We start from the raw sequence: 22,938 nt of genomic DNA, 5'->3' as shown, positions 1-22,938 counted from the left end.
TCCTTAGTTAACTGGCTAGCATTTCAATCAAACTTTTTCTCAACCTCTTCATAGCTTGACTATGAAGCTGACATACCCTTGACTCAGTAACTTCTAAAACCTGGCCGATCTCCTTTAAGGTCAAATTATTAGTATAATATAATGAAAGTATCAGCCTGTCCCTCTCTCCCAAATTATTAATGGCCTGGGACAATAACCTTCGTGTTTCCTTTTCTTCCACAATACTTAAGGGATCAGGGCTGTTCGTATCCTCTACCAAATCAAGTTTGCGAACCTGACTGCCATCACCGCCAACAACTTCCTCATCCAAGGATGCTAAATACATTTTGTTAGCATTAGACTGAACTTGATTTAATTCTTCTATATCAATTCCCATTTCTTTAGCCAAAATATCCTCTGTTACTGTCCGGCCCAGTTCTCCCTCTAAACGTTCCTTGGTACTCTTTAACTGTTGAAATTTCTGCCATGCAGTCCTAGGCATCCAGTTCTGCCGACGAACCTCATCCAGCATGGCACCACGGATCCGGTGATAAGCGTAGGAATCAAAGCTGTTCCCAAGGGTATGGTCATACTTATCCAGGGCTTCCATCAGCCCGATAACTCCATACCCCTCTAGATCTTCCCGTTGAATAAAGGTAGGAAGCTTTACGGCGACACGTCCTGCCAGGTGTTTAACCAGTGGCAGATGATGTAATACCAGCTTCTTTCTACTTTCTTCATCGCGGCAATTTATAAATTTTTCCCATGCCAGTTCAATAGACATATTTTCACTTCCAGTTACTTACGGCGTTTTATTTCAATCATGCGTTCGAATACATAGGCCATTATTGCATCTTGCTGCTGCGGTGTTATATCTAAAAATTTTATCCCAATATGGTATGTACCCATGTCCTGATCTACCAATTCACATCGGATAACCTGCCCCCGGGTTGATATAACCTGCTGCTTCTTTTTTGCCTTATACGCTATCGTAAAACAAAGCAGAAGTTTTTGCCCCCGGTTAAATGGTTTTTTAATAGCTAATTTTATACCCCCGCCACTCAAATCTACCGTAAAGACTTTTTCAAATACCGCTGGTTCATCTTTTTCAGGAGGTAAGGCATATTCTACTTCAAGCATTATAGGAACCCTTGCAAATTCTCTAAGCTGAAACCTGGTTATTTCTGTATCAAGTGGATATCTAAATATGTACATGGGTAGTTTGTCCTTTTCATTCACCCTGCCAATGGCCTGGGTGCGAAACATAAACCCACCGTTCTCAGTCATATATTTAACCTGAATCTCCTGCTCCCGTGTAAGTATCAAGGGTTGAGAATTAGCAAAGGGTATGGGAACATAAATCCCCTTATCGTCCATATCATAAACGGAGCTTATGTATTGTTCCTCTCTGTCCAGAGGAATCACAAAGATTTTTTGCCCAATTCTTAGCTTTTCTATAGCCACACACTCATCTCCCTAACTAAATAAACGCATAAGCTTGCCAAAAAATCCTTTGACACCAGATTGTTCACTATCTTTTCCAGTAACTAAAAGCTGGGCTACTTTTGCCATACTTTTTGCTACTTTTGAAGATGGACTCATCAATGTATAGGGAAGCTGGTTTTTTACGGCTTTAACCACTGAACTGTCCTCTGGTAAATAGCCTAAGTTGACTAACTTAATATCAAGAAAGCGGTTGGCTGCAGTTTCTAGCCTTTGATAAGTGCCTTTGGCTTCCCTTTCGTCCTCTGCTCGGTTAATAACCACCATAACTTCATTATGAATATTGTACTTTGATAGGACTTTGATAAGACCATAAGCATCAGTTAATGAGGTAGGTTCAGGCGTAACCACCACAATAACTTCGTCTGCCGAGGCAACAAAGCCAAGCACTGTTTTGGATATACCGGCACCAGTATCCACCAATACATAATCGTATTTATTATCTAACTCCAATAAACCTTGCCCCAACCTCTTTCTTGACTTCGGATCAAGATTCGCCAATTCAACAAGGCCAGAGCCCCCAGAAATCACTTGAATGCCTTGAGGTGACGTTGACATTATTTCTTCTATGGTATTCCCATTAAACAGGTAATCATAAAGGGTATATTTAGGTACAATACCAAGAAGTACTTCCACATTTGCCATACCTAAGTCGGCATCGAAAACAGCAACCCTATTCCCCTGCCGGTTTAACTCGATGGCTAGGTTAACCACGAGGTTGGTCTTGCCGACGCCGCCTTTACCGCTGGCTACAGCAATTACTCTAGCCCCGCCTGGTTCGGCATTTGAAAAGAAAGCTTTGTAGTTAACCTTTGGACTCCTCATAACGGTCGGCACTCCTAAATATAAGTTTAGCTAATTTTTTGGGGTGAGCCTTTTCCAAATCATCTGGAATGCTTTGCCCATTGGTGTAATAGGTAATGGGCAGGCCCGTCCTGCTTACTACGTTAAGCATGGAGCCAAGGGTTTCAGTCTCATCAGTCTTTGTAATAACAAATTTATTAAAGTGTGCTATACGAAAATCATTAATAATTCTAAACATATCCCTATCCTTGGTACTTGCAGACATTACTAAAAAGATGTCCTGTTCTTCTTCTGGTATAACTTCTAAATAACTCTTTAATTCTAGAACCTGACCTGTATTCTTTGAAGTTCTACCTACAGTATCAATAAGTATATAATCTTTATCAATATGTTTATCTATGGCCTGACTTAATTCTGCCGGTGTCATGACAACCTCCACCGGAACCCTTAAGTTATCCCCGTAAACTTTTAATACATCAGTATTGCCATAACGATAAGTATAAACAGTAATAAGGGCAATTTTCTTTTTATCTAATAACTGAAACCTAGTGGCCAATTTTGTCAAGGTAGTTGTCTTCCCAACTCCTGGCGGCCCAATAAAGGTCATAAATCTGGAGTCATCTTCTTTTCTATAGGCAGACTTTAATATTTCCGCTGTTTTATTGATTAAGGTAATATTTATTAAATCATCGGACACGTTTCCCTTAAGTTCCCTAAAGGAAGCATCTAACAATGCCCGGGCCACGCCTGCCTGCATATCTATATCTACTAAAATAGTCAACCAACGCTTGTAAATTTCGTTCTCATCATTGTGTATAACTTTAGGAATAGCCGGTTTTACCTTTGTTTCAAGATCCGTTTCCGCCATGGCTAGCAAAGCTTGATCCAACAAGGGTTGAAAACTGGTCTCAGGTAGATTTATCTTCTCTACACTTCCAGAATAATTATGTGCATCAGAACTCTGACTGCGAACGACTTGGTAATTTGAAATACTGACCTCTTTAGATTCCTTTCTTTCGGGCACAACTACTTTTTTTTGCTCTGGTATTGCCTGGGAATACTTCTTAGCCTCTTGTTCCACTTCCCTGGGTAATGCTTTTACCCTAGGTTCAGGTATGTCGTCAAGTACTGCGGTTACTTCTAATATTCTCTTAAACCATCCGGTCCAACCAGGACCTTTGACTTTATGGCTGCTTACAATAATTGCTTCGGGACCTAATTCCTTTTTAATTAATTGTATGGCATCCTGCATTTCTGTAACAGTGTATTTTTTTATTTTCAATCAATGCTCACCGTCCCGATGGCCTCAACTTCCATATTAGCCGGAATTTCGTTTAAAGAAAGTACTGCTAAATTTGGCAGGTATCTCTCAATAAACCTTCTAAAGGGGAGTCTCACCCTAGGAGAGCAAAGAATTACCGGATTTGCACCCCTCATTGTTATATCCTCCACTACGCTATTTAGTTTATCCAATAATCTTCTAGCTAACTGTGGGTCCAAAACTGGGTAAGCTCCAAACTGAGTTTGCTGAATAGATTCCTGAAGGTTTTGTTCTAATCTCGGATGTAAAGTTATTACCGATAATTTGCTATTCTCATCAACGTAACGCTGACAAATTGTTCTAGCCAGCCCTTGACGAACTGTATCTGTTAAATAATCCACATCCTTGTTTAGTCTGGCCCCATCTGCCAGGGACTCTAAAATTGTTACCATATCTCTGACCGGGACTTTTTCCTTTAAAAGATTCTGTAAAACCTTTTGAATTTCACCTAAAGAAAGCATATCGGGGATCAATTCATCCACCACTGCAGAGTTCTTTTCCTTAACCATATCAATTAATTCCTTAACTTCTTGCCTTCCCATCAATTCATGGGCATGTTGCTTTAGTACTTCGGTCAGGTGGGTAACCAGGACGGTGGAACAATCAACAACAGTAAAGCCGTTAAGTTCAACAAACTCCCTAGCTTCACCATTTACCCACCAGGCCGGTAAATTGAAGGTAGGCTCCGTGGTTGGAATACCGTTAAATTTCAAATCCTGCCCCATTGGGTCCATCGCCAGATGATGACCCGGCATTAATTCCCCACCACCTATTTGAACACCACGAATTTTGATTACATAGCTGTTATACTGAAGTTGCATATTGTCTCTAATTCTTATTGGTCTAACAAGAATTCCCATCTCTGAGGCACATTGACGTCTGACCGCCGCCAACCTCTGCAGAAGGTCCCCTCCTTGGGATTCATCGGTTAAGGATATTAAATTATACCCTATTTCAATCTCCAAGGGATCAACTTGGAAATAATTCAGCACATTTTCTGGTTCCCGCTTTTGTTGTTGGGACTGAACAGCAGCAGCCTGCTGCTGTTCTTGTTTAGCCTGTTTGTCCCTTTCTTGGCTCAAGGTTCTTGCTGTATATAGCAATAATACAGCCATGGATAAGAATAAAAAGTTAGGCATGGCTGGAATTAGTCCGATTACAAATAAAATTAACCCTGCCAGTAGAAGTACCTTTGGAAAGTTTAAAAATTGCTTTGATACATCCCTGCCAAAGGTTCCCTCCGAGGTTGCCCTGGTAACCAAAATACCCGCGGCAGTAGAAATTAATAGAGCCGGAATTTGACCCACCAAACCGTCACCAATGGTTAATAGAGTGAACCTTTGCAGGGCCTCACCCATGGGCATACCCATCTGAGCAACCCCGATTACGAAACCACCAAGAATATTGACTAATATTATTACGATTCCGGCAATGGCATCACCACGAACAAACTTACTGGCACCGTCCATTGCACCGAAAAAATCTGCTTCCCTCTGTAAACGCTCCCTTTTAGCCCGTGCCTCATCCTCGGTAATCAGTCCGGAATTCAAATCTGCATCTATACTCATTTGTTTACCGGGCATGGCATCTAAAGTAAAGCGTGCCGCTACTTCTGCCACCCGGCCTGAGCCGCTGGTAATAACTACAAATTGGATTACAGTAATGATAATGAAAACAATTCCACCGACTACATAATTGCCGCCCACCACAAACTGGCCAAAGGCATCAATTACCTTACCTGCTGCTCCATCCCCCAATATTAGTCTGGTGGAAGAAATGTTTAGTGACAGCCTGTAAAGGGTAGTAACCAACAGCAGTGAGGGAAAAATAGAAAATTGTAGTGGTTCGGTAGTGAACATTGTAATAAGCAGGATAACCAAACCCAAGGACATGCTGAGGATAAGAAAAAAATCCAAAGCCCCTGGGGGGAGTGGAATGATGATAAGCAACACAATGCCGATAACTAATCCGGCAATGATAAGATCTGTATACTGTTTAATATTTTCTGTTAGGGATATCTGCGCCACCTACCGTTAACCTCCAACCTTTAGTGACCTGTGCCATTAATTTGCTTTAAGTCGGTAGACCATGGCTAATATTTCTGCCACTGCCTGATACATCTCTATTGGAATGGACTGTCCCACTTCCACATTAGCATACAGAAAGCGGGCCACATCAACATTTTCTATAATTGGTACACTGTTTTCCTGGGCCACTTCCCTAATATATTTAGCCATTTGCTCTGTCCCCTTGGCTACTACAATTGGTGCTTCCATGTCCGGAAGATACCTAAGGGCCACTGCAAAGCGGGTAGGGTTTGTCACAACCACCGTAGCCTCTGGAACCTCTTTGCGAACCAGATTCATCATCAACTGCCTCTGCCGGCGGCGTAGCCAGCTTTTGATTTGCGGGTCGCCTTCAGTTTGTTTGAATTCATCCTTTACTTCCTGCTTGCTCATGCGCATTTCCTTTTTAAAAGCATAGCGCTGATACATTAGATCTATCACTGCAAGACAAAAGTATACAACAGCTCCCCACATAAGAATTTTTAGGGCAATGGCTAATACCTGGCTCAAAACGGTTCTGGGGGGTGAATGATATATTGCTAAAAGGTTAGGTAATTCTCCCTTTACCCCAGCGAAAATTACCCACCCGATAATTATCACTTTTAATAAGGATTTAAATAATTCGAAAAGAGATCTCGTACTAAATATTCTTTTAAGGCCACCAACTGGGTTAATACGCTCAAATTTTGGTTTAATGGCCTCTGGAGCAAAGAGAAAACCAACCTGAGCCAAATTTATCCCAAGGGCAACCACCATAAGTACAATAAATAACGGTATAAATATGGTAAAAACATTGAGGATAAAGCTTATTAAAATTTCAGGCAGCCGACTATCCGGCTGATGAGTCATAACAAAGCTGTTGAAGTGGGTGTACAGATACATCTGAGTCTTATTGACCATGGTATCTTTGTAAAGTAACGCAAACAAACCTGTAATTAGCAGCAGGACAGCCCCGTTTAAATCAGCACTTTTAGCAACTTGACCTTTACGTCTGGCTTCCTGCAACCGCCTGGGCGTCGCCTGTTCGGTTTTTTCCTGTGAACCACCCTGTGACATCAGGCTAACCCCTTCATTAACATAAATAAATCTTTCTGTAAGGTATCGAATAACATTTTAAATATAGAAGCAAACGCCGGCATTAGAATTGCCAGACATGAAACACCTACGGCAATTTTCAAAGGAAACCCGAGCATGAATATATTCATTTGTGGTGCTGTCTTCCCAATCAATCCCATGGACAAATCCGTAATAACCAGTACTGCAATAATTGGAGCTGCTATTTGTACTGCCAGTGCAAAGGTATCTGTAAAAATCCGCAATACCAGCAAGGTAACTGGTCCATTAATACCGGCAGCAGTCAATGGAACCATTTCAAAACTACTTACCAAGGCCCGAATTAGCATGTGATGTCCATCTATATTAAGAAATACCACCAAAGTTAGAAAGTGCAAAAATTTTCCTACCAGTGTATTCATACCTCCGGTCATAGGATCCATCACCGCAGACATAGCAAAGCCGATTTGGAAATCCATCATTTGACCAGCTATTTTTACAACATTAAATACAAAGGTGCAAACAAGTCCTAGGGCTAACCCTACTCCGACCTCACTCATTACCGCCAAGAGAAAACCCCACATCCCTCCCGGAAATTCAATAGGCGCAGGCTGCACCAAAGGTGTAACCAAAACTGCCAATATAAATGAAAGCCCGGCCTTTACCAAGGGGGGAACTCCTGACATGCTATATAGTGGGCAAGAAAACACAAATGAGGCCATCCTTATAAACACTAAAAAAAAGGTGGTAATTAAAGCAACATCCAGCACCTCTTTGCACTCCTAGCGGACAATATTGGGAATCTGCTCAAATAACCTGATGGTAAAATTGGTGGCAATATTCAATAGCCATGATGCTGCGATAATTAGGGTAACAAAAACTGCTACCATCTTAGGCACAAAGGTAAGGGTTTGCTCCTGAATTTGAGTAGTTGCTTGTACAATACTGACCATTAGTCCAACCAACATAGCCACTCCTAGGGCAGGTAGGGCAAGAATTACTACCATCATTAAAGCCTCTCTGGCTATATGAAGTACAAAAGCTTGGCTCACTGACTTACCTCCCTACCTAAAGCTCTCTAAGAGAGATTTAACCACTAGGTACCACCCATCTACCATTACAAACAACAGTAGTTTAAAAGGCAAAGCCACCATAACAGGAGGCAACATAAACATACCCATGGCCATTAAAGTACTGGCTACCACCATATCTATGACTAAAAAAGGCACAAAGAGAATAAAACCAATTTGAAATGCTGTCTTTAATTCACTAATGACAAAGGCCGGTACAATAATTGTCATAGGCACTTCATCAATATTATTGGGCCTGTCCACATTAGCCACACTCAAAAACAAACCCAGATCCTTCTCTCTTGTTTGTCTAACCATAAAATCCCTTAAAGGTTTAGCAGCATTCTCTGTTGCTTGCTCATAGGTCAATTGATTAGCTATATAAGGTTCAATGGCATTTTGATTAATATCCTGATATACAGGAGCCATAATAAACAATGTTAGAAAAAGAGCTAAGCCAATTAAAACCTGGTTAGGTGGGGTTTGCTGTGTACCTAACGCACTGCGCAGAAATGACAGCACCACCACAATTCTGGTAAAGGATGTCAGCATCATTAAAAAGGCAGGAACCAACGAAAGCAGTGTAAGAAAAATAAGTAATTTAACACTATCAACCACCTGCTGTGGTTCTGATGCTGTTTCAACATTAAGGTTTATATTAGGTATTGGTATAAGAGGTTCAGCCGTTACACCCGTCGGAGCTAAAAACAGGAACACTGCTGTCATCAGTACCATAATAAAAGGGCTAAATTTCTTAGTATTACACACTATCCGGATACCCACTCCCGCTTTCCCCCGTTCTAATCGGTGAAATTACAATTTATTATTTTAGCTTGCGGTTCAAAATATCCCGAAAGGAACCAAAGGTGTCTGGGCCGGGGCTCGAAAGTGGTTCAGGTAATTGTTCAAATTCTTTAAGAAGTGATATATTGTTCTCCTGAAAGGCCACCAGATAATAACGGTCTCCAATTTCCACCATGGCTAGCCCCCCTTTTTGTCCCAAAGGTAGATACTCTACCACCCTCATATGTCTCGAACCGGAGACAAACCCCTTGTTACGGGACAATCCATATTTGATGGTAAAGTAGGCCAACACCAGCACAAGGGGTAAAACAATTACCAGCCTAATAAAAAGCCAAATGGTTTCATTATCCATTACTACCCTCACGCCTTAGGTTTTTTGGAGGATCTAAAGTATTAAATCTTACTGCAAAACCGTCATTTACTACAATTATTTCACCTAGGGCTACCTTTTGTTCATTAATATAAATATTTATGGCATCCCCAGCGGACTTATCTAGGTTTATAATAGAACCTACATCTAGATTAAGTACCTCGCGAAACTTTAAAATTTTATCTCCCAGTTCTGCGCTAATGGTTATCTTTATGTCTTCCAGGTGGGCCAGGCTGGTTTTCATGGTTCTTGCCTGCTGAAGGGAATCCAGAGGAGGAAAGCTGACCTTTTTAATGGCCGCTTCCCCCTCAACATTATTTCCCAACTCACCCAGAAACATTTCTATTTCTTTCTCTGTCATCACATTTATCACCCTTACTGAGTGAGATATTCGGCAAAATATACCCTGTGTATTTGACCGTCTTCCAAGTTCTTGTTAACTTCATTTTTCAATTCATTTGCTATTTTGTCAATACTATCTGGCGGTTGGACGTCAGCTAGACTTTTTGTTCTAATAGTGCGGATGATGCAGTCCTGAAGAACGACTTTTTTTCTATTTAGTTCTTCCGGCAATTTTTTGTTTACCTTATTTTTTTCGTATTCAAGAACCGGAGTGAGTCTCATAAAGTTACTTCCACCCGGATCAGCTAGGTTAACCAGCAGGCTGCCCATGTTTAGTGATATTAACTTTTCCGGATCAGGCCCTGTTCTGGCATCAGCCTTATCTGTGCCTATAAAGTAGATATACCCCCCTAGCCCGGTACCAGCTAATACCAAAGAACATAATAGTGTAATAAGTACATTTTTAAAAGTAAATAATTTCTTTGGTTTTTGCACCTGGGGTGCTGTATCCTGTGGCGATGCCGGCAACTTTACTCACCCTTTACATATAATTTGTTAGTTAATTATACTACCTTTTTAGATTTACCAGTTCTTCCAATAGACTGTCGGAAACAGTAATTACCCGGGAGTTAGCCTGGAAACCCCGCTGGGTAACCATCATATCTACCATTTCCTGGGATAAATCTACGTTGGACATTTCTAAGTAACCAGAGATAACAACATTGTCACTATTGGGAGCCCCTAATGTCGGAGTCCCCGAAGCCATGGTTTCAAGGTATCTGTTATTACCGGCCTTTGCTAGACCTTCTCTGTTGGCGAAGGTTGTAATTCCTATTTGAGCAGTGGCTGTAGTAGACCCATTCTCAAATATCTCCCCTAATTCGTTAATGGAGAGCTGATTAATAGGTGGGGTTAGGGTAATAGGAGATCCCCCATCATCCACAACTAAATAGCCATCGGAATTAACCAATTCCCCTGAGGCATTTACAAAGAAAATCCCCTCCCTTGTATAAGACAGATTACCGTTAGCATCCTGTAAAGTGAAAAATCCATCGCCTTGAATGGATAAATCAAGGGTTCTACCGGTATTCTGCAGGGGGCCCTGAATAAAGTTATTATTTATACTGGCCACCTTCATACCGGTACCTACTTGGTTCTGCCCGATGGCGGCATTGTTACTATAGTATTGGCTTAGGGAGTCCTGGAAGTTTACGCGGCCTGATTTATAACCAGTGGTGTTAACGTTAGCTATATTGTTTCCCACCACATCCATGCGGGTTTGGTGGTTTCTTAAACCTGAAATACCGGAGTATAGGGATCTTAGCATTCTTTTTCCTCCTCTTTCATATTGGCTGCCTCAATCGGTCAGCAGCCTGCAGCTTCCTTCCGGGCCGGCTGCTTATTTTATGATTACTGCACTATCTATATTGGTGAATACATGCTGCTCCATATTCTTCCCATCTATGGCTGTTACCACTGTACGATTGGTAATGCTGGTTACCAGGGCTAAATCCCCATATAGCAGTAAAGAATCCCGGGAGCCTTTGGCAGCTGCCCGTTGAACAGCCTTGTTTATCTTATTAAAATCGTCCTCTGACAGGGAAACATTTCTTTCCTTCAGTCTTTTTTCGGCATGGGCCGAAAGTTTAACTTCTGATTGTCGGTTAACTTCCCGCTGAAGATACTCCTCGAATAAAACCCTTTGGGGCTGATTAACCTTCTGAACCTGATTGTGTGCCTCCTGTTGTGTCTTCACCCTCTTGGGTGCTATCTGTTTGTCCTGGGTTACTATCGGGTATACCTGATTCTTCAGTTCCACCTACCACCCCTCCTTCTTCATCCCCCTGCTGCTGTTGGTTGGTTGGCTCACTGAAGGCCCAAATGTTTTCAACTGCTGAAATCGTGCCAAGCCCATAGGGTACGTTATCCACCCATATCCTTACCCCTGCAGAATCTGCAGTTACCCTTTGTACTACGCCATTGATAATACTATCCCCTTGATTTAGGGTTACTTCGCATCCAATTAGTGATGTAGCATAACTGAATTCCTGCAGAGCATAAAGCTGTAATATATTAGTGTTTAAATTAGTTATCTGCTCTAATGTTGTAAAGGAGGACATTTGCTCAATAAATTTATTGGTATCCATTGGACTAGTGGGATCCTGATACCTAAGTTGAGCTATCATCAATTGAAGAAAAGCGTTTTTATCTAGTTCCTTAACCGGCTCCCTTTTGTTTCTATCTTCATAATAATAACTATTATTAGTTTGATTTACCTCCATTTTTTAGCTCCTTACACTACAATATTAAGTCCCTGCTCAGTATTATTAATATGAGTAGCGGAAGTTCCTTCAGACCCTTGAGCATCATTGAAAAGGCCCGCCTTATATCTTATTGGGCTTTGATATTGCCAGCGGTTGTTTTGGCCATTCCCCTGTTCCCATTGACCCGTTTGCTGTTCCATAAAGACTGCGGCCTCACTTAGACGAATATCCTGCTGGGACAATAACTGCTTTAATTGAGGAAAGGCCGATTCCAGGGCCTCCTTGGCCATACTTGTAGCTGTTATAAAATGGGCGGTCAACTCACCCTTGCTCCAGCTAAGTTTAACATTAACCTCGCCCAGCTGTTGGGGCAGCAGTTTAATATTTATAATTGTTTGGCCTGGGTTTTGCTGCAACATCATTGATTTCACCATTTCAGCAATCCGTTGGGGATACTGGTTAACCTGTACCTCTCCAGCTGCCTTTACCGGGGAAGTTGCCTCTTGTCTATAATGGTTAAATTCCAAAGGTTTGGCCTGTTCTCCTTGAACTTGTTCCCCCAGCTTTATATTCATTTCGGTATTTTGTACATTCCTTTGCATATTGGGCCTTTGTTGGGTGGGTTCTTGAACAGAAATTTCTTCTATAGAGCTAGGCTTCTGTACATTATTGACTTGATTTAACCCCTTATGCTCAGAGGATGGAAATTCATTGGATTCCAGAGGATTAATATTCCCCCCCTGATTATATGCTACGTCTTTTCTAGTCCCCTGGTTATGATTTTGATTGCCTGATATGCTGTTAGCGGGCGTACCCTGTACAGCTCCTTGGAGAATTACTTCTTCCTGGGCTAATTGAATGGGCTCGTCCAATTTCATATGGTATTCATTTTCCATATTTTGTTGTGGAGGAACTTCTTCAACTATTAGTTTGTCACTTTGATTTTCTGGCTCAGGCTGTAACTCAATAATTAAGGATTCGCCTTTCACTTCTGCTTCAACTTGTTCCTTAGGGAATATTGGCATTTTTTCCAATGGCAGCTCATCAAGCAAAAATCCATTGTTTTCATGTACAGCAAGGTTTCCTTCTCTTAAAATTTCTCCTGAAAATTCCTGCTGTTCTCCATTTAACTGGCTTGTCATCAATAACTGAAGCAGCAGCTCAAATCCTTGCCCTTGGGTGTTTGAGTCTATTTGCTTAGGCATGCTAAGCTGATTAAAATCAATCTTGTTTACCTGCACCTATTCACCTCCTTTCAATTTAACATATTTATTGTACATCCCTTAATTTTCCCCTGCTGAAGCCAATAGTTGCTAACTCATCTACTTCCTTCTGCTCCAGATAATCCTGGAGCTTTACAAAATTGTCATACTGCTTTTCTTTTAACTTTTCCAGTACCATTCTGTCCTGTCTGGCTTTAACGGTGGAGTCGATACGCAGCTGTAATATTTCTTCAGCCCTCTGCAATAGTTTGCTTTGCCGCCGGATATTGGCCTGAAGCTGGTCCCGGTACATAAGCAGGTGCATCTGTTCAATGGGTATAGGAGTTATATATGAATTATGAATTGTATTTTCAAGTTTTTCTGTAAACTCATTAAGTTGCTCCCGGCATTTTAGACATTCCTGCTGGGCTCTAACCTGTTCCTGAAGGGCTTTTTCTTCATGCTCGACCCTATTTTGTAATACTTGCTCAAGTTTAAATTGAAAATTTTTCAAGGCTACATGCCCTCCTCAACTAGTGAAACTAAGCTTCCGAGGGTATCCTCATAGCTGCTATACTCAGTAGGGGATTGTTTTAGAAAAGCCACAATTTCTTCATATTTGGCCAAGGCCCTATCTATTTTGGGATTTGAGCCGGAGGAATAAGCACCGATATTTATTAAATCCTCCGATTTAAGATAGGTCGCCAATAACTCTTTAATCATCCCAGCCCTAGACTGATGCTCATTAGAGGTTATATCCGGCATAAGTCTGCTGACACTTTGTAAAACATCCACAGCGGGAAAATGATTTCTAGAGGCCAGTGTTCTGCTCAGGACAATATGTCCGTCTAAAATCCCCCTGACAGCATCAGCTACCGGCTCATTGAGATCATCTCCATCAACCAACACTGTATAAAAAGCCGTGATAGAACCCTTATGCCCCATACCTGAACGTTCCAAAAGCTTCGGTAGAATTGCAAATACAGAGGGTGTATAACCCTTGGTGGCCGGTGGTTCTCCCACCGCCAAGCCTATCTCCCTCTGAGCCATAGCAAAACGGGTTACTGAGTCCATCATAAGTGTTACATCCAGTCCTTGGTTTCGGAAATATTCAGCAATGGCTGTGGCCACAAAGGCACCCTTCAATCTTACCAGAGCCGGTTGGTCAGAGGTAGCCGCCACCACAATGGATCGTGCCATTCCTTCCGGTCCAAGATCTTCTTCAAGAAACTCCAAAACCTCGCGGCCACGTTCGCCGATAAGGGCAATAACGTTAACATCAGCACTTCCATTCCGGGCAATCATGCCTAATAATGTACTCTTGCCTACTCCACTGCCGGAAAATATCCCAATACGTTGGCCCTTGCCACAAGTTAATAATCCATCAATGGCCCGTATTCCAGTAACAAGTACTGTCTTAATACGCCTACGTTTTAAAGGGTTAGGCGGGGGATTATCCACCTTGAATTCTTCGCCTTGATTTAAAACAGTTTTATCTTCAATAGGTCTTCCCAGTCCATCTAGAACCTTTCCCCACAGGTGCTTTCCCACCTTTATGGTAAGGGCTTTTCCACTGGGTACAACTGCACAGCCGGGATAAATACCTTTAAGTTCACCTAGGGGCATCAGCAAAGAAAATTGATCGCGAAAGCCAACAACTTCTGCCTGAACTGGTTCAGGCTCATCCTGAACCACAATTTCACACACTTCACCAATCCGGGCAATGATACCTTGCACTTCAATCATTAACCCAATTACTCTAGTTACCTTGCCTATGGGCTTTATTACCCTAGCCAGCTTCACCCGTTCCTTGTATGGATTAAGGTTTATCTCAACCTTAGTTTCCATAATCATTCCTCCAGGCCATACAGAGACTTAATCATTTCACGCCAGCGAGTTTCCATGGTTGCATCTACCTGCCCCTGGTCAGTTTCAATACGGCAACCACCGGGTTGAACCTTGGCATCAGCCAGAATATTAAGCTCCACTTTGCCCGGTAATCCTTGAAGTAGCTTATTTTTGTCTTTTTCAATAATTTCCAAATCCATCTCACTGACATATATATTAACAAGGGGACGGTTCTTAACTGATTCTACAGCTTCTCGAACTATTTCCATCACTGTCCCCGGTTCCACCGACAGCTGAGCCATTACAACCCGTCGGGCAATTGCCAGAGCCAAGTCTACCACTTCCCCCTCCATTTTATCAATGGTTTGCCGATGTATTTCCCAAGCTTGTCCAAGGACTTGACGGGCCTGTTCTCTGATTTGATCAGCCTCTGCCTCTGAAGAGTCAATCCCTTCCTGCCAGCCCTGCTGTCTGGCCTGCTCCTTGATAGAATGGCCTTGCAGTTCAGCTTCTTTTTGGGCCTCTTTCATAATTTGTTCTGCCTGCTTCCTTGCAGCATCCACAAGCTGCTCTGCCTCCCGGCGGGCTAGACTGATCAGTTCCTCGGGGGAAAGCTCCTCCTCTTCAAGGGGATTTTGGGGTACTGGCTGATCTATTTGTCTTAAACTTAGCAGTTGACCCTCATCCCTAACCGGGGCACTTTTTATGATCTTAAACAAGAATTGCATCCTCCCCGCCCCGGGATATCACAATTTCTCCAGCCTCTTCCAATCGCCTGATAACGTTAACTATTCTCTGCTGGGCCTCTTCCACTTCCTTAAGCCGGACAGGCCCCATGTATTCTATCTCTTCTTTCAGCATATCAGCAGCACGTTTAGACATGTTTTTGTAAATACGGTTATGTACCTCTTGGTTAGCACCCTTCATAGCCAGGGCCAGATCCTTATTGTCCACTTCACGCAGCACCTTTTGTATAGCCACATCGTGGAGTTTTACTATATCTTCAAAAATAAACATCATGCGGCGAACTTCTTCGCTTAAATTTGGGTCAGCATGTTCTAGTTGTTCAAAGATACTCTTTTCGGTAGAACGATCTACTCTGTTTAAGATATTTACCAAACACTGGACGCCACCCACCACAGTTTCTTCATGTTGGGCCACCGAGGAAAGCTTTTTCTCCAATACCTTTTCCACTTCTTTTGCTACATCGGGAGAAATTCTGTCCAGGATAGCTACTCGTCTTGCAACCTCACTCTGTATTCTGGGATCAAGCTCAGCTAATATAACAGCGGCCTGATCCGGTTTGAGGTAGGACAAAACAAATGCTATGGTCTGAGGATGTTCTTCCCTAATAAAGCTTAGGATATGTCTGGCATCGGTCTTGCGTAGGGAGCCAAAGGGTACTGACTGCATGGTAGAGCTAATCCTGTCTAGGATCTCGGAACCCTTTTGATAGCCATAGGTTTTTTCCAACAGTTCCTTAGCGTAGTTAACACCACCATTTAATATATAATCCCTAGCTTGGATTAGATAGATAAACTCTTCAACCACCTGCTCCTGGATCTGATTTGGCACCTTATCCATTTCAGCAATGGCTCCAGTAATTTTCTCAACCTCATCTTCAGCAAATTCGTGTTTTAATATCCTTGAGGAAATGTCTGCCCCGAGGGATATCAGCAATATTGCAGCTTTTTGCTCCCCCGTTAGTTTTTCATATTGCATATTCATCCCCCCTTATTCCCGGAGCCAAACCTTCAGTACTGAGGCAAGGTCATCAGGACGTTCCTGAGCAATATCCTTAAGTTCCTTCTGCTTATCTACCGGAGGAGGAAGTTCCCATTTAGGGGTCTGTGTTTCTGACTGCGGCTTTTCAACTTCTTCCGCCACAGATTCAGTAATCAAAGACTGTTTTTTCCTTCTTCTTCGGATAAGAATAATAATAAATAAGAGCAAAAGCAGTAACCCTAAAACTATAGCCCCAACAATTATGTATAGTTTATAAATTTCGTATTGGTTGGCCTCTTGTTCAATTTCCTGAGCCAATTCTAACTGACTCTTATCAAAGGTCAGGGCTGAAACGGTAATCTGGTCGCCTCGTTCAGTATTAAAGCCAATAGCAGCAGCAACAATACCTTCGACCTGAGTCTTGTCCAGATTTTTAACTGACTCATCAAGAACCACCGCCGTGGAAAGCCTTAAAACTTGACCAGGTGCCTGAATCACCGATTGAACTCTTGTGCCATGCTGGTAATTCCTAATGTCGTCAGTCTTGGTGTAAGAACTCTCACCATTACCAACAAGCCCCGGAATACTTTGGCCGGGCATCTGTGCGTCGGAACCAGCTACTCCCCCGTCTCCAGCACTTCCACTACCTTCTTCATTGACGCTACGCTCACTAACAATCTCACCAGGAATTACTTCTGTCAGGCTGGTCTGCTGCTGGTTGAAATCCAAATCAGCTGTAACCATGGCCACTGCCTTGTTAGGCCCTAGCACCTTGGTAAGCATTTGCTGTACTCTAGATTCCAATTCCTTTTCAAAGGACCTGCGTATCTGCTGCTGCCTCTCAACGGCACTGCTGGAAAAGTTACCAACTATCTCAGAACCCGCTGGATCCTTAAGAAATTCATTTAAGACATTGCCTTCCGTGTCAATAATATGAACGTTTTCAGCCTTTAGACCTTCCACACTGCCAATAATTAAATCATTTAGACCTTTAACCTGTTCGGGCTTCAACCTAGCATTAGGCTTGAGTTTAATTACCACCGATGCCGAGGCTGTACCTTCATCACTCAGGAACACACTTTTTTGAGGAATCACCAGGTGAACTCTGGCTTGGCTAACTCCCTCAACTTTAGTAATGGTGCGCCTAAGTTCCTCTTGCAGTGCCCTCTGGTAGCTTATTTGCTGTTCAAAATCTGTTTCTCCAAATTTGCTGCGATCAAACAGTTCAAATCCGTGGCCTACCCCTGTAAGCAGGCCATCACTGGCCAATTGAATTCTGACAGCATCAACTTGATCTTTGGGAACCATAATTGTCGTTCCCTGATTGACCAGTTGGTATGGAATTTTTTCGCTTTTTAATTGTGCAACAATATCGCCGGCATCTTTCGGTTCCAAGTCCCCAAGCAGTAAGGCATAGTTGGTTCTAGTTACAACCTGCCCCAGGTAGATTGCACCTGCCAGGATAACGGCACTGACTAGGATTATTAAGATTTTTCTATTTTGGCTTGTCTCCTGCCACCGCTGTTTTAATCGTTCCAGCAGGTCTCGATAATTCAAAAGTACCACTCCTCAGAGGAGGATTATATCTGCATACGCGATATTTCTTGATAAGCCTCTACAACTTTGTTCCTAACTTCCACTGCCAACTGCATAGTAAGCTTTGCCTCCTGCAGTGCAATGGTAACCTGGTGAATATCTTGTACTTCACCCACTAAAAAATTTTCCATTACCTGTTCAGCCTTCAATTCAGTTGTGCTGATTTTTGACACAGCCGAATTCAAAATATTGGCAAAATCCGGCACCCCATTTGCAGTCTTGCTAGGACTTGCTTCTGGTATTTGCTGGGGTACAGACACAGGCATTATTATCATGATTCGACCTCCTAACCCCGTGATATTTCCAGAGCCTTAAGGGCCATCCCTTTGGCTGCATTAAGGGTGGTTACGTTAGCCTCATAGGTACGGCTGGCAGTAATCATATCCATCATTTCGTTTACAATATTTACATTTGGATAAGCTACAAAGCCCTTTTCATCAGCCATAGGATTATCCGGATCATGCACCAGCCTTGGCGGTGCCGGATCTTCAAGGATTGCCTTCACCTTCACTCCATTCCCTTTAAATTCTCCTGCCATCGAAGCAGCTTGACGCAACTGCTCTGCAAATACAGGCACCCGGCGCTTATACACCGGACTGGCAGGATCATTCGGTCGACTGGCAGTATTCATATTTGCTACGTTATTGGCAATTAAGTCCAATCTAAGTCGCTCGGAAGTCATTCCGGAAGCACTTATACTAAAAGTATGAAATAAACCCACTACAATTACCTCCTGCCACCGATTACAATACCTAACACATTAAATTTGTCCATTAACCCCTGCGTTATGACATCATATTGTATTGCTGCTGCTGCCAGATTTACCATTTCCTCATCAATGTCCACATTGTTTCCGTCAAAACGCATGGTGGTTTTATCAACCTGTACTATCTCAGGTTTTACTCCATTTAGAGCACCCATATGCAGCGGATGCGTTCCTTTGAGACTCCCACCGCCACTCATAGCTGCCTTTAATTGATCCTCAAAGCTGACCTGGGATTTTTTAAAACCAGGGGTATTGATATTGGCAACATTATTGGCAATGACTCTCTGTCGCATCGCTCCTGCATCTAAGCCCTGTTTCAAAAGGTTAAACATGGGGCCGTCAAAAATATTCATCTTTCATCAGTCCCTTTAATTATTCTGAAATAAGGTCTAAAGAATCTTTTAATAATGCCGATGTATTAATGGGTATATTTTGCCAATAATATAAACATAGAGACCTTACCCTTTAATACCAATACATCTTCAACAATCTTCTACAAAATCCTTCTAACTTTGATGATCTGCTTACAATATTTCAAATTTTTTACATTCATTTAATAATGTCCTTTACTCCAATAGTAAAGACGTATTTTGGGTTACGTTTGTTCATTAATTCGACAATAATTATGATTATTTGAAAATTATTGTCGTTACAAACCGTATTTTGTTATTATTTTACATGTCTGCGGGCAAAATGTCCATCGAAGCGCATAATGCTTAAGTCTCTTTCTTGGTAGGACTAAAGTCCCATTTTGTTGTCATTTATTAAACTTCTGTACTAGCTTCTTGAGGGAACTAACAATGCACATTGTGATATTATTGTCGAATGATGGTTGTATAGGCAAATTAATGACTCTACTATAAAACTCCTCCGCCCTGGGACAAAGGGGACCTTCGATAGTACAAACGTCAGGGTGTCCTTGCCATAAATATATGGGGTGTAGATATATAGGGTAATACTGCACATCAGCCTGAATACCCATACCCCTAAGTTCTTCTATAATCTCCCTACGATGACTGATTAATTTTCTTCCCTCAAGTACAACTGGGAAGGAATACCAAGCGCTAGTGCTAATCTCATTAGGATTTAAAAATGTTATACCTTCAATCTCAGCCAGTTCTCTGAAATATATTTCTGCTGTTTCTTCCCTGCCTGTTTGCATTTGCTCCAACTTTGGAAGCTGTCTTAATCCAATTTCTGCCTGCATGCTGGTCAGACGATAATTATATCCTATTTCCTGAGCCTCATAGTACCAAGGCCCTTCCTCCTTAACCAACTCATCTCGGTCATACATCATACCCTCATCCCTAAACAAGCATAGCCAGCGATAGTATTCCAGTGAGTCAGTAACAACCATTCCGCCTAACTCAGTGTAAAGGCTCTGCTCAAAGGAAAAATCAAAAATTGTTAGCGGGCTTATGGTACCTATCTTTCTACCCTTCCAAACGGCTCCCAAGGCTTGTGAGGCATTTTCAATGAGGACTACCTCTCTCCCTCCCAATACCTGATTTAAACTATCAATATCGCAAGGAATTCCTGTGTAGTGTGTGGCAATAACTGCTTTGGTATTTGAAGATAGACGCATTTTCACAGCCTTTGGATCAAGGCAACCAGTCAAGGGATCTATATCTGTATAGATGGGTACACCATCCAAATACCTAATTGCATGGGCTGTTTCAGGATGAGCTAGGGGGGATAGGATAACCTCGTCCTTATGGCTTATTCCTGCTGCATATAGGGCTGCGTGAAGAGCTGCTGTTCCAGTAGCACAGGAGACCGCATAGCTTGCACCTAATTGTTTTGCAAAGTTTTCTTCAAACTCTTTTATTTTGAAATTGATTTTCTTCATTGAGATACTCCTTATAGATAAACGATATAAACAGTTTTTTACATTATAAAACAAAAAACCAGCAATTATTGTCTGGTTTTTATTAATTATTTATTACATTTTCATAATTAAGCAAACTTATCAACCATAAAACCAAGCATTTCCTTAAAATAAGCAACCATATCCAATACCTTTTCCGGTGGAATCTCCCGGACCACAGTATCATCCTTTGGATTAATAATTTTAACAATATACTCTCCGCTCTTTTCATGTAGTTGAAAGCGCAGCTCAGTATTATAGGTTTCCATTGTTTTATTCATTTTATCAACAGCACTTTTTGCCTGATCATAATTTGCTTTCGGAAAAGATTCTTCACCTGCAAGTTCAGAACCTCTAACCCCTTCTCCTGGAAAAACAGCTGGTTCTGATTGCCGAGAGCTGATTTGAGAATAACTTGGCTGAATGTTGTTAATTGGCCCTACTCCTGCCATACTATCACCCCCTTTTAACTTCTGCCTTAACCAATTTTTATTTTTTCAAATCCACAAAATAGCCAAAGCTTGATTGTTTGCTTGGGTAATAGGCATTTCTTAAATTGTTATTGGCCTTAATATCAGTTATCTTTTGTTTAAGTGCCAAATATTCCCCTTTAAAGAGTTTGTTATTTTTTTCATCAACCAAAATAATTTGCCCTAATATCTTTTTACATTCGGCTTTCTTCGATTCGATTCTGACATTATTTAATTTTATATTGCTTGGGTTCCCCTGATAAAGATCATTTATTAGGTTATTTATTTCATCAACTTTCCTCATTAATACTTGCCTTTCTGAAAGTAAATCCTCTAATTGACTTATATCTTGGTTTTTAATTGCTTCTTCATGTTTTTGAGTATTATTAAGGATCAAAAATAAAGTTGATTTCTTCTCTTCATAAAATGAAATTAATCTTGGCATTTCGTTATCCAACTGACTCACCTGTTTTAACCGCCCGGGAAGCCTTTCCCCACGCGTCCTTTATTTCCTCAACATAACCTATAACCTCTTGAATGATTTCCGTGTTTTTTTCAATATTTGCTTCCTTCAACCTTCGATTCATATAATCATACATAAGCAACAAACTTTTTCCGACGTCAAGTTCTGTGTTCAAAGTACTCATTAGATGCACTAATATATCCTGAGCGTGAATCAATGAGTTATGAGTATTCTGGGTATCTTTTCTTTCAATAGCATAGATAGCCAGTTTTAAGTCTTTCAATAATCGATTATAAAGTAGGTTAACCAATTCTTCCGGCCCAGCACTCAAAACAGAATTTTGCTGGTAACTTTCATAGGGGTGTTTTGACATTTGTTTTTTTCCTCCAAGTAATAATTCCAAGTACATGTTTCCCTGGAACAATAACAGGACTTCATACAGATTATCGGGTAATTTACTGTTAAACTTAAGCCATATATGATAAATTAAAAACTATTAAGGTTGGTTATCTTAACATTGAGGAGAGAAGTCTACCATGAAAAACAGTAAAACAAATGCTTGTATTACTTTTGAACAAGGACTACCTGGCTATGAAAACTTAAAATATTTTTCCTTAGATCAACCCTATAAAGAATATCCATTTTTCAGTCTGGATTCTTTAGATCACAAAGATATTTCTTTTATTATTATTAATCCCTTTCAATTTAATAAAAAATATGAATTTAATTTACCCGCCTTTGCAAAGGAGTATTTAGATTTCCAAGACTTATCCCATTTAGCAGTTTTTACTATTGTAAACTGTCACAACGGCTTAAATAATGCTACTATCAATCTGAAGGCCCCTATTGTAATAAACAGTGAAAATAAAAAGGGTATCCAGATAGTGTTAGAAGGTCAATTTAACATTAAAGAACCGCTACAAAATTTCCTGCGGACGGAGGTATAGGGATGCTGGTACTTTCACGAAAAAAGAACGAATCCATTCATATAGCAGGAAATATTAAGGTAACAGTTCTGGACGTATCCGGAGATATCATTAAGCTTGGTATAGATGCACCAAAAAATATAGAAATCTACCGAAGCGAAGTATTTCAAGCTATTCAAGCTGAAAATCAACAAGCAGCTTCATCTAAAACTGACATTAACCAGCTTTCAAAATTGTTGTCAACAATTACCGAGGACCTTAAAAAAAGCAATACTTAACCAGTTCCTTTTGCAGACATTTTAGTACATAACGTTAATAGAATAGATATGTTGAAAGAGATACAATTGGGTTTTAATAATCCCGAACAGCGACATTCGAGGCAGTGGAAACAGCGCTTCGCGAGGCTGAGGATGCGAAAATGGGTGAGCGGACAGGACGTCCGCGAAAGCCTGAGGTAAACACGATGTTTACTCGAAGGCGGCCCATTTTCGCCCGAAGC

Annotated in this window: 30 protein-coding genes; 2 read left to right on the top strand and 28 right to left on the bottom strand. The window is 41.4% G+C overall.

Translation table 11 applies throughout. The features are described 5' to 3' along the window. Positions 1-7: 7 nt before the first annotated feature. The 28 genes from P6N53_RS14150 to fliS all read right to left on the bottom strand — a co-directional run bounded on the left by P6N53_RS14150 (position 8) and on the right by fliS (position 21,886). The gene (locus P6N53_RS14150; protein WP_304544276.1) at positions 8-763 is read right to left on the bottom strand and encodes a sigma-70 family RNA polymerase sigma factor; all 756 of its coding nucleotides are present in this window, start codon (positions 761-763) and stop codon (positions 8-10) included. A 14-nt stretch (positions 764-777) separates the two neighbouring features. After that, complete coding sequence (locus P6N53_RS14145; RefSeq protein WP_304544274.1) at positions 778-1,443, bottom strand: flagellar brake protein; 666 nt, start codon at positions 1,441-1,443, stop codon at positions 778-780. A gap of 12 nt (positions 1,444-1,455) precedes the next feature. Then, the gene (locus P6N53_RS14140; protein ID WP_304544272.1) at positions 1,456-2,307 is read right to left on the bottom strand and encodes a MinD/ParA family protein; all 852 of its coding nucleotides are present in this window, start codon (positions 2,305-2,307) and stop codon (positions 1,456-1,458) included. Then, entirely contained in the window at positions 2,288-3,568 is a 1,281-nt protein-coding gene (gene flhF / locus P6N53_RS14135; RefSeq protein WP_304544270.1) for a flagellar biosynthesis GTPase FlhF, read from the bottom strand. Before flhF ends, P6N53_RS14140 begins: the two co-directional genes overlap by 20 nt. Next, a complete protein-coding gene (gene flhA / locus P6N53_RS14130) occupies positions 3,565-5,634 on the bottom strand; it encodes a flagellar biosynthesis protein FlhA (RefSeq protein WP_304544268.1) in 2,070 nt (689 codons plus the stop codon). The genes flhF and flhA overlap by 4 nt, the downstream gene beginning before the upstream one ends. A gap of 36 nt (positions 5,635-5,670) precedes the next feature. Further along, on the bottom strand, positions 5,671-6,729 hold the full coding sequence (gene flhB / locus P6N53_RS14125) for a flagellar biosynthesis protein FlhB (RefSeq protein ID WP_304544266.1): 1,059 nt from the start codon (positions 6,727-6,729) through the stop codon (positions 5,671-5,673). Beyond that, positions 6,729-7,496, bottom strand: a complete 768-nt coding sequence (gene fliR, locus P6N53_RS14120) for a flagellar biosynthetic protein FliR (protein ID WP_304544264.1) — start codon at positions 7,494-7,496, stop codon at positions 6,729-6,731. The genes flhB and fliR overlap by 1 nt, the downstream gene beginning before the upstream one ends. 12 nt (positions 7,497-7,508) lie before the next feature. Then, positions 7,509-7,778 (bottom strand): flagellar biosynthesis protein FliQ, encoded by a 270-nt coding sequence (gene fliQ, locus P6N53_RS14115; RefSeq protein ID WP_304544261.1) that lies wholly within the window; start codon positions 7,776-7,778, stop codon positions 7,509-7,511. Between the two features lie 12 nt (positions 7,779-7,790). Beyond that, a complete protein-coding gene (gene fliP / locus P6N53_RS14110) occupies positions 7,791-8,531 on the bottom strand; it encodes a flagellar type III secretion system pore protein FliP (protein WP_373323058.1) in 741 nt (246 codons plus the stop codon). Between the two features lie 88 nt (positions 8,532-8,619). Next, on the bottom strand, positions 8,620-8,952 hold the full coding sequence (gene fliO / locus P6N53_RS14105; RefSeq protein WP_304544259.1) for a flagellar biosynthetic protein FliO: 333 nt from the start codon (positions 8,950-8,952) through the stop codon (positions 8,620-8,622). After that, a complete protein-coding gene (locus tag P6N53_RS14100; RefSeq protein ID WP_304544257.1) occupies positions 8,945-9,331 on the bottom strand; it encodes a FliM/FliN family flagellar motor switch protein in 387 nt (128 codons plus the stop codon). The genes fliO and P6N53_RS14100 overlap by 8 nt, the downstream gene beginning before the upstream one ends. A gap of 14 nt (positions 9,332-9,345) precedes the next feature. Further along, positions 9,346-9,840 carry a flagellar basal body-associated FliL family protein gene (locus P6N53_RS14095; protein ID WP_304544255.1) on the bottom strand — a complete coding sequence of 165 codons (495 nt, stop codon included), beginning with the start codon at positions 9,838-9,840 and terminating at the stop codon, positions 9,346-9,348. Between the two features lie 40 nt (positions 9,841-9,880). After that, positions 9,881-10,639 (bottom strand): flagellar basal-body rod protein FlgF, encoded by a 759-nt coding sequence (flgF, locus tag P6N53_RS14090; RefSeq protein ID WP_304544253.1) that lies wholly within the window; start codon positions 10,637-10,639, stop codon positions 9,881-9,883. A gap of 72 nt (positions 10,640-10,711) precedes the next feature. Further along, positions 10,712-11,068, bottom strand: a complete 357-nt coding sequence (locus tag P6N53_RS14085) for a TIGR02530 family flagellar biosynthesis protein (protein WP_304544251.1) — start codon at positions 11,066-11,068, stop codon at positions 10,712-10,714. Beyond that, the gene (locus P6N53_RS14080) at positions 11,025-11,594 is read right to left on the bottom strand and encodes a flagellar hook capping FlgD N-terminal domain-containing protein (protein WP_304544249.1); all 570 of its coding nucleotides are present in this window, start codon (positions 11,592-11,594) and stop codon (positions 11,025-11,027) included. Before P6N53_RS14080 ends, P6N53_RS14085 begins: the two co-directional genes overlap by 44 nt. Before the next feature lie 11 nt (positions 11,595-11,605). After that, a complete protein-coding gene (locus tag P6N53_RS14075) occupies positions 11,606-12,817 on the bottom strand; it encodes a flagellar hook-length control protein FliK (protein ID WP_304544246.1) in 1,212 nt (403 codons plus the stop codon). Between the two features lie 28 nt (positions 12,818-12,845). Beyond that, positions 12,846-13,292, bottom strand: a complete 447-nt coding sequence (locus tag P6N53_RS14070) for a flagellar export protein FliJ (protein ID WP_304544244.1) — start codon at positions 13,290-13,292, stop codon at positions 12,846-12,848. 2 nt (positions 13,293-13,294) lie between these two features. Beyond that, positions 13,295-14,626: a flagellar protein export ATPase FliI gene (gene fliI, locus P6N53_RS14065; protein WP_304544242.1), complete on the bottom strand. Its 1,332-nt coding sequence runs from the start codon at positions 14,624-14,626 to the stop codon at positions 13,295-13,297. 2 nt (positions 14,627-14,628) lie between these two features. Further along, complete coding sequence (locus tag P6N53_RS14060) at positions 14,629-15,354, bottom strand: FliH/SctL family protein (RefSeq protein ID WP_304544240.1); 726 nt, start codon at positions 15,352-15,354, stop codon at positions 14,629-14,631. Next, positions 15,338-16,348: a flagellar motor switch protein FliG gene (gene fliG, locus P6N53_RS14055; protein WP_304544238.1), complete on the bottom strand. Its 1,011-nt coding sequence runs from the start codon at positions 16,346-16,348 to the stop codon at positions 15,338-15,340. Before fliG ends, P6N53_RS14060 begins: the two co-directional genes overlap by 17 nt. Before the next feature lie 12 nt (positions 16,349-16,360). Continuing rightward, entirely contained in the window at positions 16,361-17,908 is a 1,548-nt protein-coding gene (gene fliF / locus P6N53_RS14050) for a flagellar basal-body MS-ring/collar protein FliF (RefSeq protein WP_373323053.1), read from the bottom strand. 23 nt (positions 17,909-17,931) lie between these two features. After that, positions 17,932-18,222 carry a flagellar hook-basal body complex protein FliE gene (gene fliE / locus P6N53_RS14045; protein WP_304544234.1) on the bottom strand — a complete coding sequence of 97 codons (291 nt, stop codon included), beginning with the start codon at positions 18,220-18,222 and terminating at the stop codon, positions 17,932-17,934. 11 nt (positions 18,223-18,233) lie between these two features. Then, positions 18,234-18,668, bottom strand: coding sequence for a flagellar basal body rod protein FlgC (gene flgC / locus P6N53_RS14040; protein WP_304544232.1), 435 nt, complete (start codon positions 18,666-18,668; stop codon positions 18,234-18,236). Positions 18,669-18,673: 5 nt separating this feature from the next. Continuing rightward, positions 18,674-19,066: a flagellar basal body rod protein FlgB gene (gene flgB / locus P6N53_RS14035; RefSeq protein WP_304544230.1), complete on the bottom strand. Its 393-nt coding sequence runs from the start codon at positions 19,064-19,066 to the stop codon at positions 18,674-18,676. 404 nt (positions 19,067-19,470) lie between these two features. Further along, the gene (locus P6N53_RS14030) at positions 19,471-20,562 is read right to left on the bottom strand and encodes a DegT/DnrJ/EryC1/StrS family aminotransferase (protein WP_304544228.1); all 1,092 of its coding nucleotides are present in this window, start codon (positions 20,560-20,562) and stop codon (positions 19,471-19,473) included. Positions 20,563-20,669: 107 nt separating this feature from the next. Beyond that, positions 20,670-21,032: a flagellar protein FlaG gene (locus P6N53_RS14025; RefSeq protein ID WP_304544226.1), complete on the bottom strand. Its 363-nt coding sequence runs from the start codon at positions 21,030-21,032 to the stop codon at positions 20,670-20,672. A gap of 37 nt (positions 21,033-21,069) precedes the next feature. After that, positions 21,070-21,516 carry a hypothetical protein gene (locus tag P6N53_RS14020; protein ID WP_304544224.1) on the bottom strand — a complete coding sequence of 149 codons (447 nt, stop codon included), beginning with the start codon at positions 21,514-21,516 and terminating at the stop codon, positions 21,070-21,072. Continuing rightward, positions 21,500-21,886 (bottom strand): flagellar export chaperone FliS, encoded by a 387-nt coding sequence (gene fliS, locus P6N53_RS14015; protein WP_304544222.1) that lies wholly within the window; start codon positions 21,884-21,886, stop codon positions 21,500-21,502. The genes P6N53_RS14020 and fliS overlap by 17 nt, the downstream gene beginning before the upstream one ends. Positions 21,887-22,049: 163 nt before the next feature. Between fliS and fliW the strand changes: the two genes are divergently transcribed. Together fliW and csrA are read left to right on the top strand one after the other, a co-directional pair. Next, a complete protein-coding gene (gene fliW, locus P6N53_RS14010) occupies positions 22,050-22,460 on the top strand; it encodes a flagellar assembly protein FliW (RefSeq protein ID WP_304544220.1) in 411 nt (136 codons plus the stop codon). A gap of 2 nt (positions 22,461-22,462) precedes the next feature. Next, positions 22,463-22,717 (top strand): carbon storage regulator CsrA, encoded by a 255-nt coding sequence (gene csrA, locus P6N53_RS14005; protein WP_304544218.1) that lies wholly within the window; start codon positions 22,463-22,465, stop codon positions 22,715-22,717. Positions 22,718-22,938 lie beyond the last annotated feature (221 nt).

The sequence above is a fragment of the Desulforamulus aquiferis genome (assembly GCF_030577015.1).
GTDB lineage: Bacteria > Bacillota > Desulfotomaculia > Desulfotomaculales > Desulfotomaculaceae > Desulfotomaculum > Desulfotomaculum aquiferis.
This window is presented reverse-complemented; position numbering and strand designations above follow the sequence as displayed.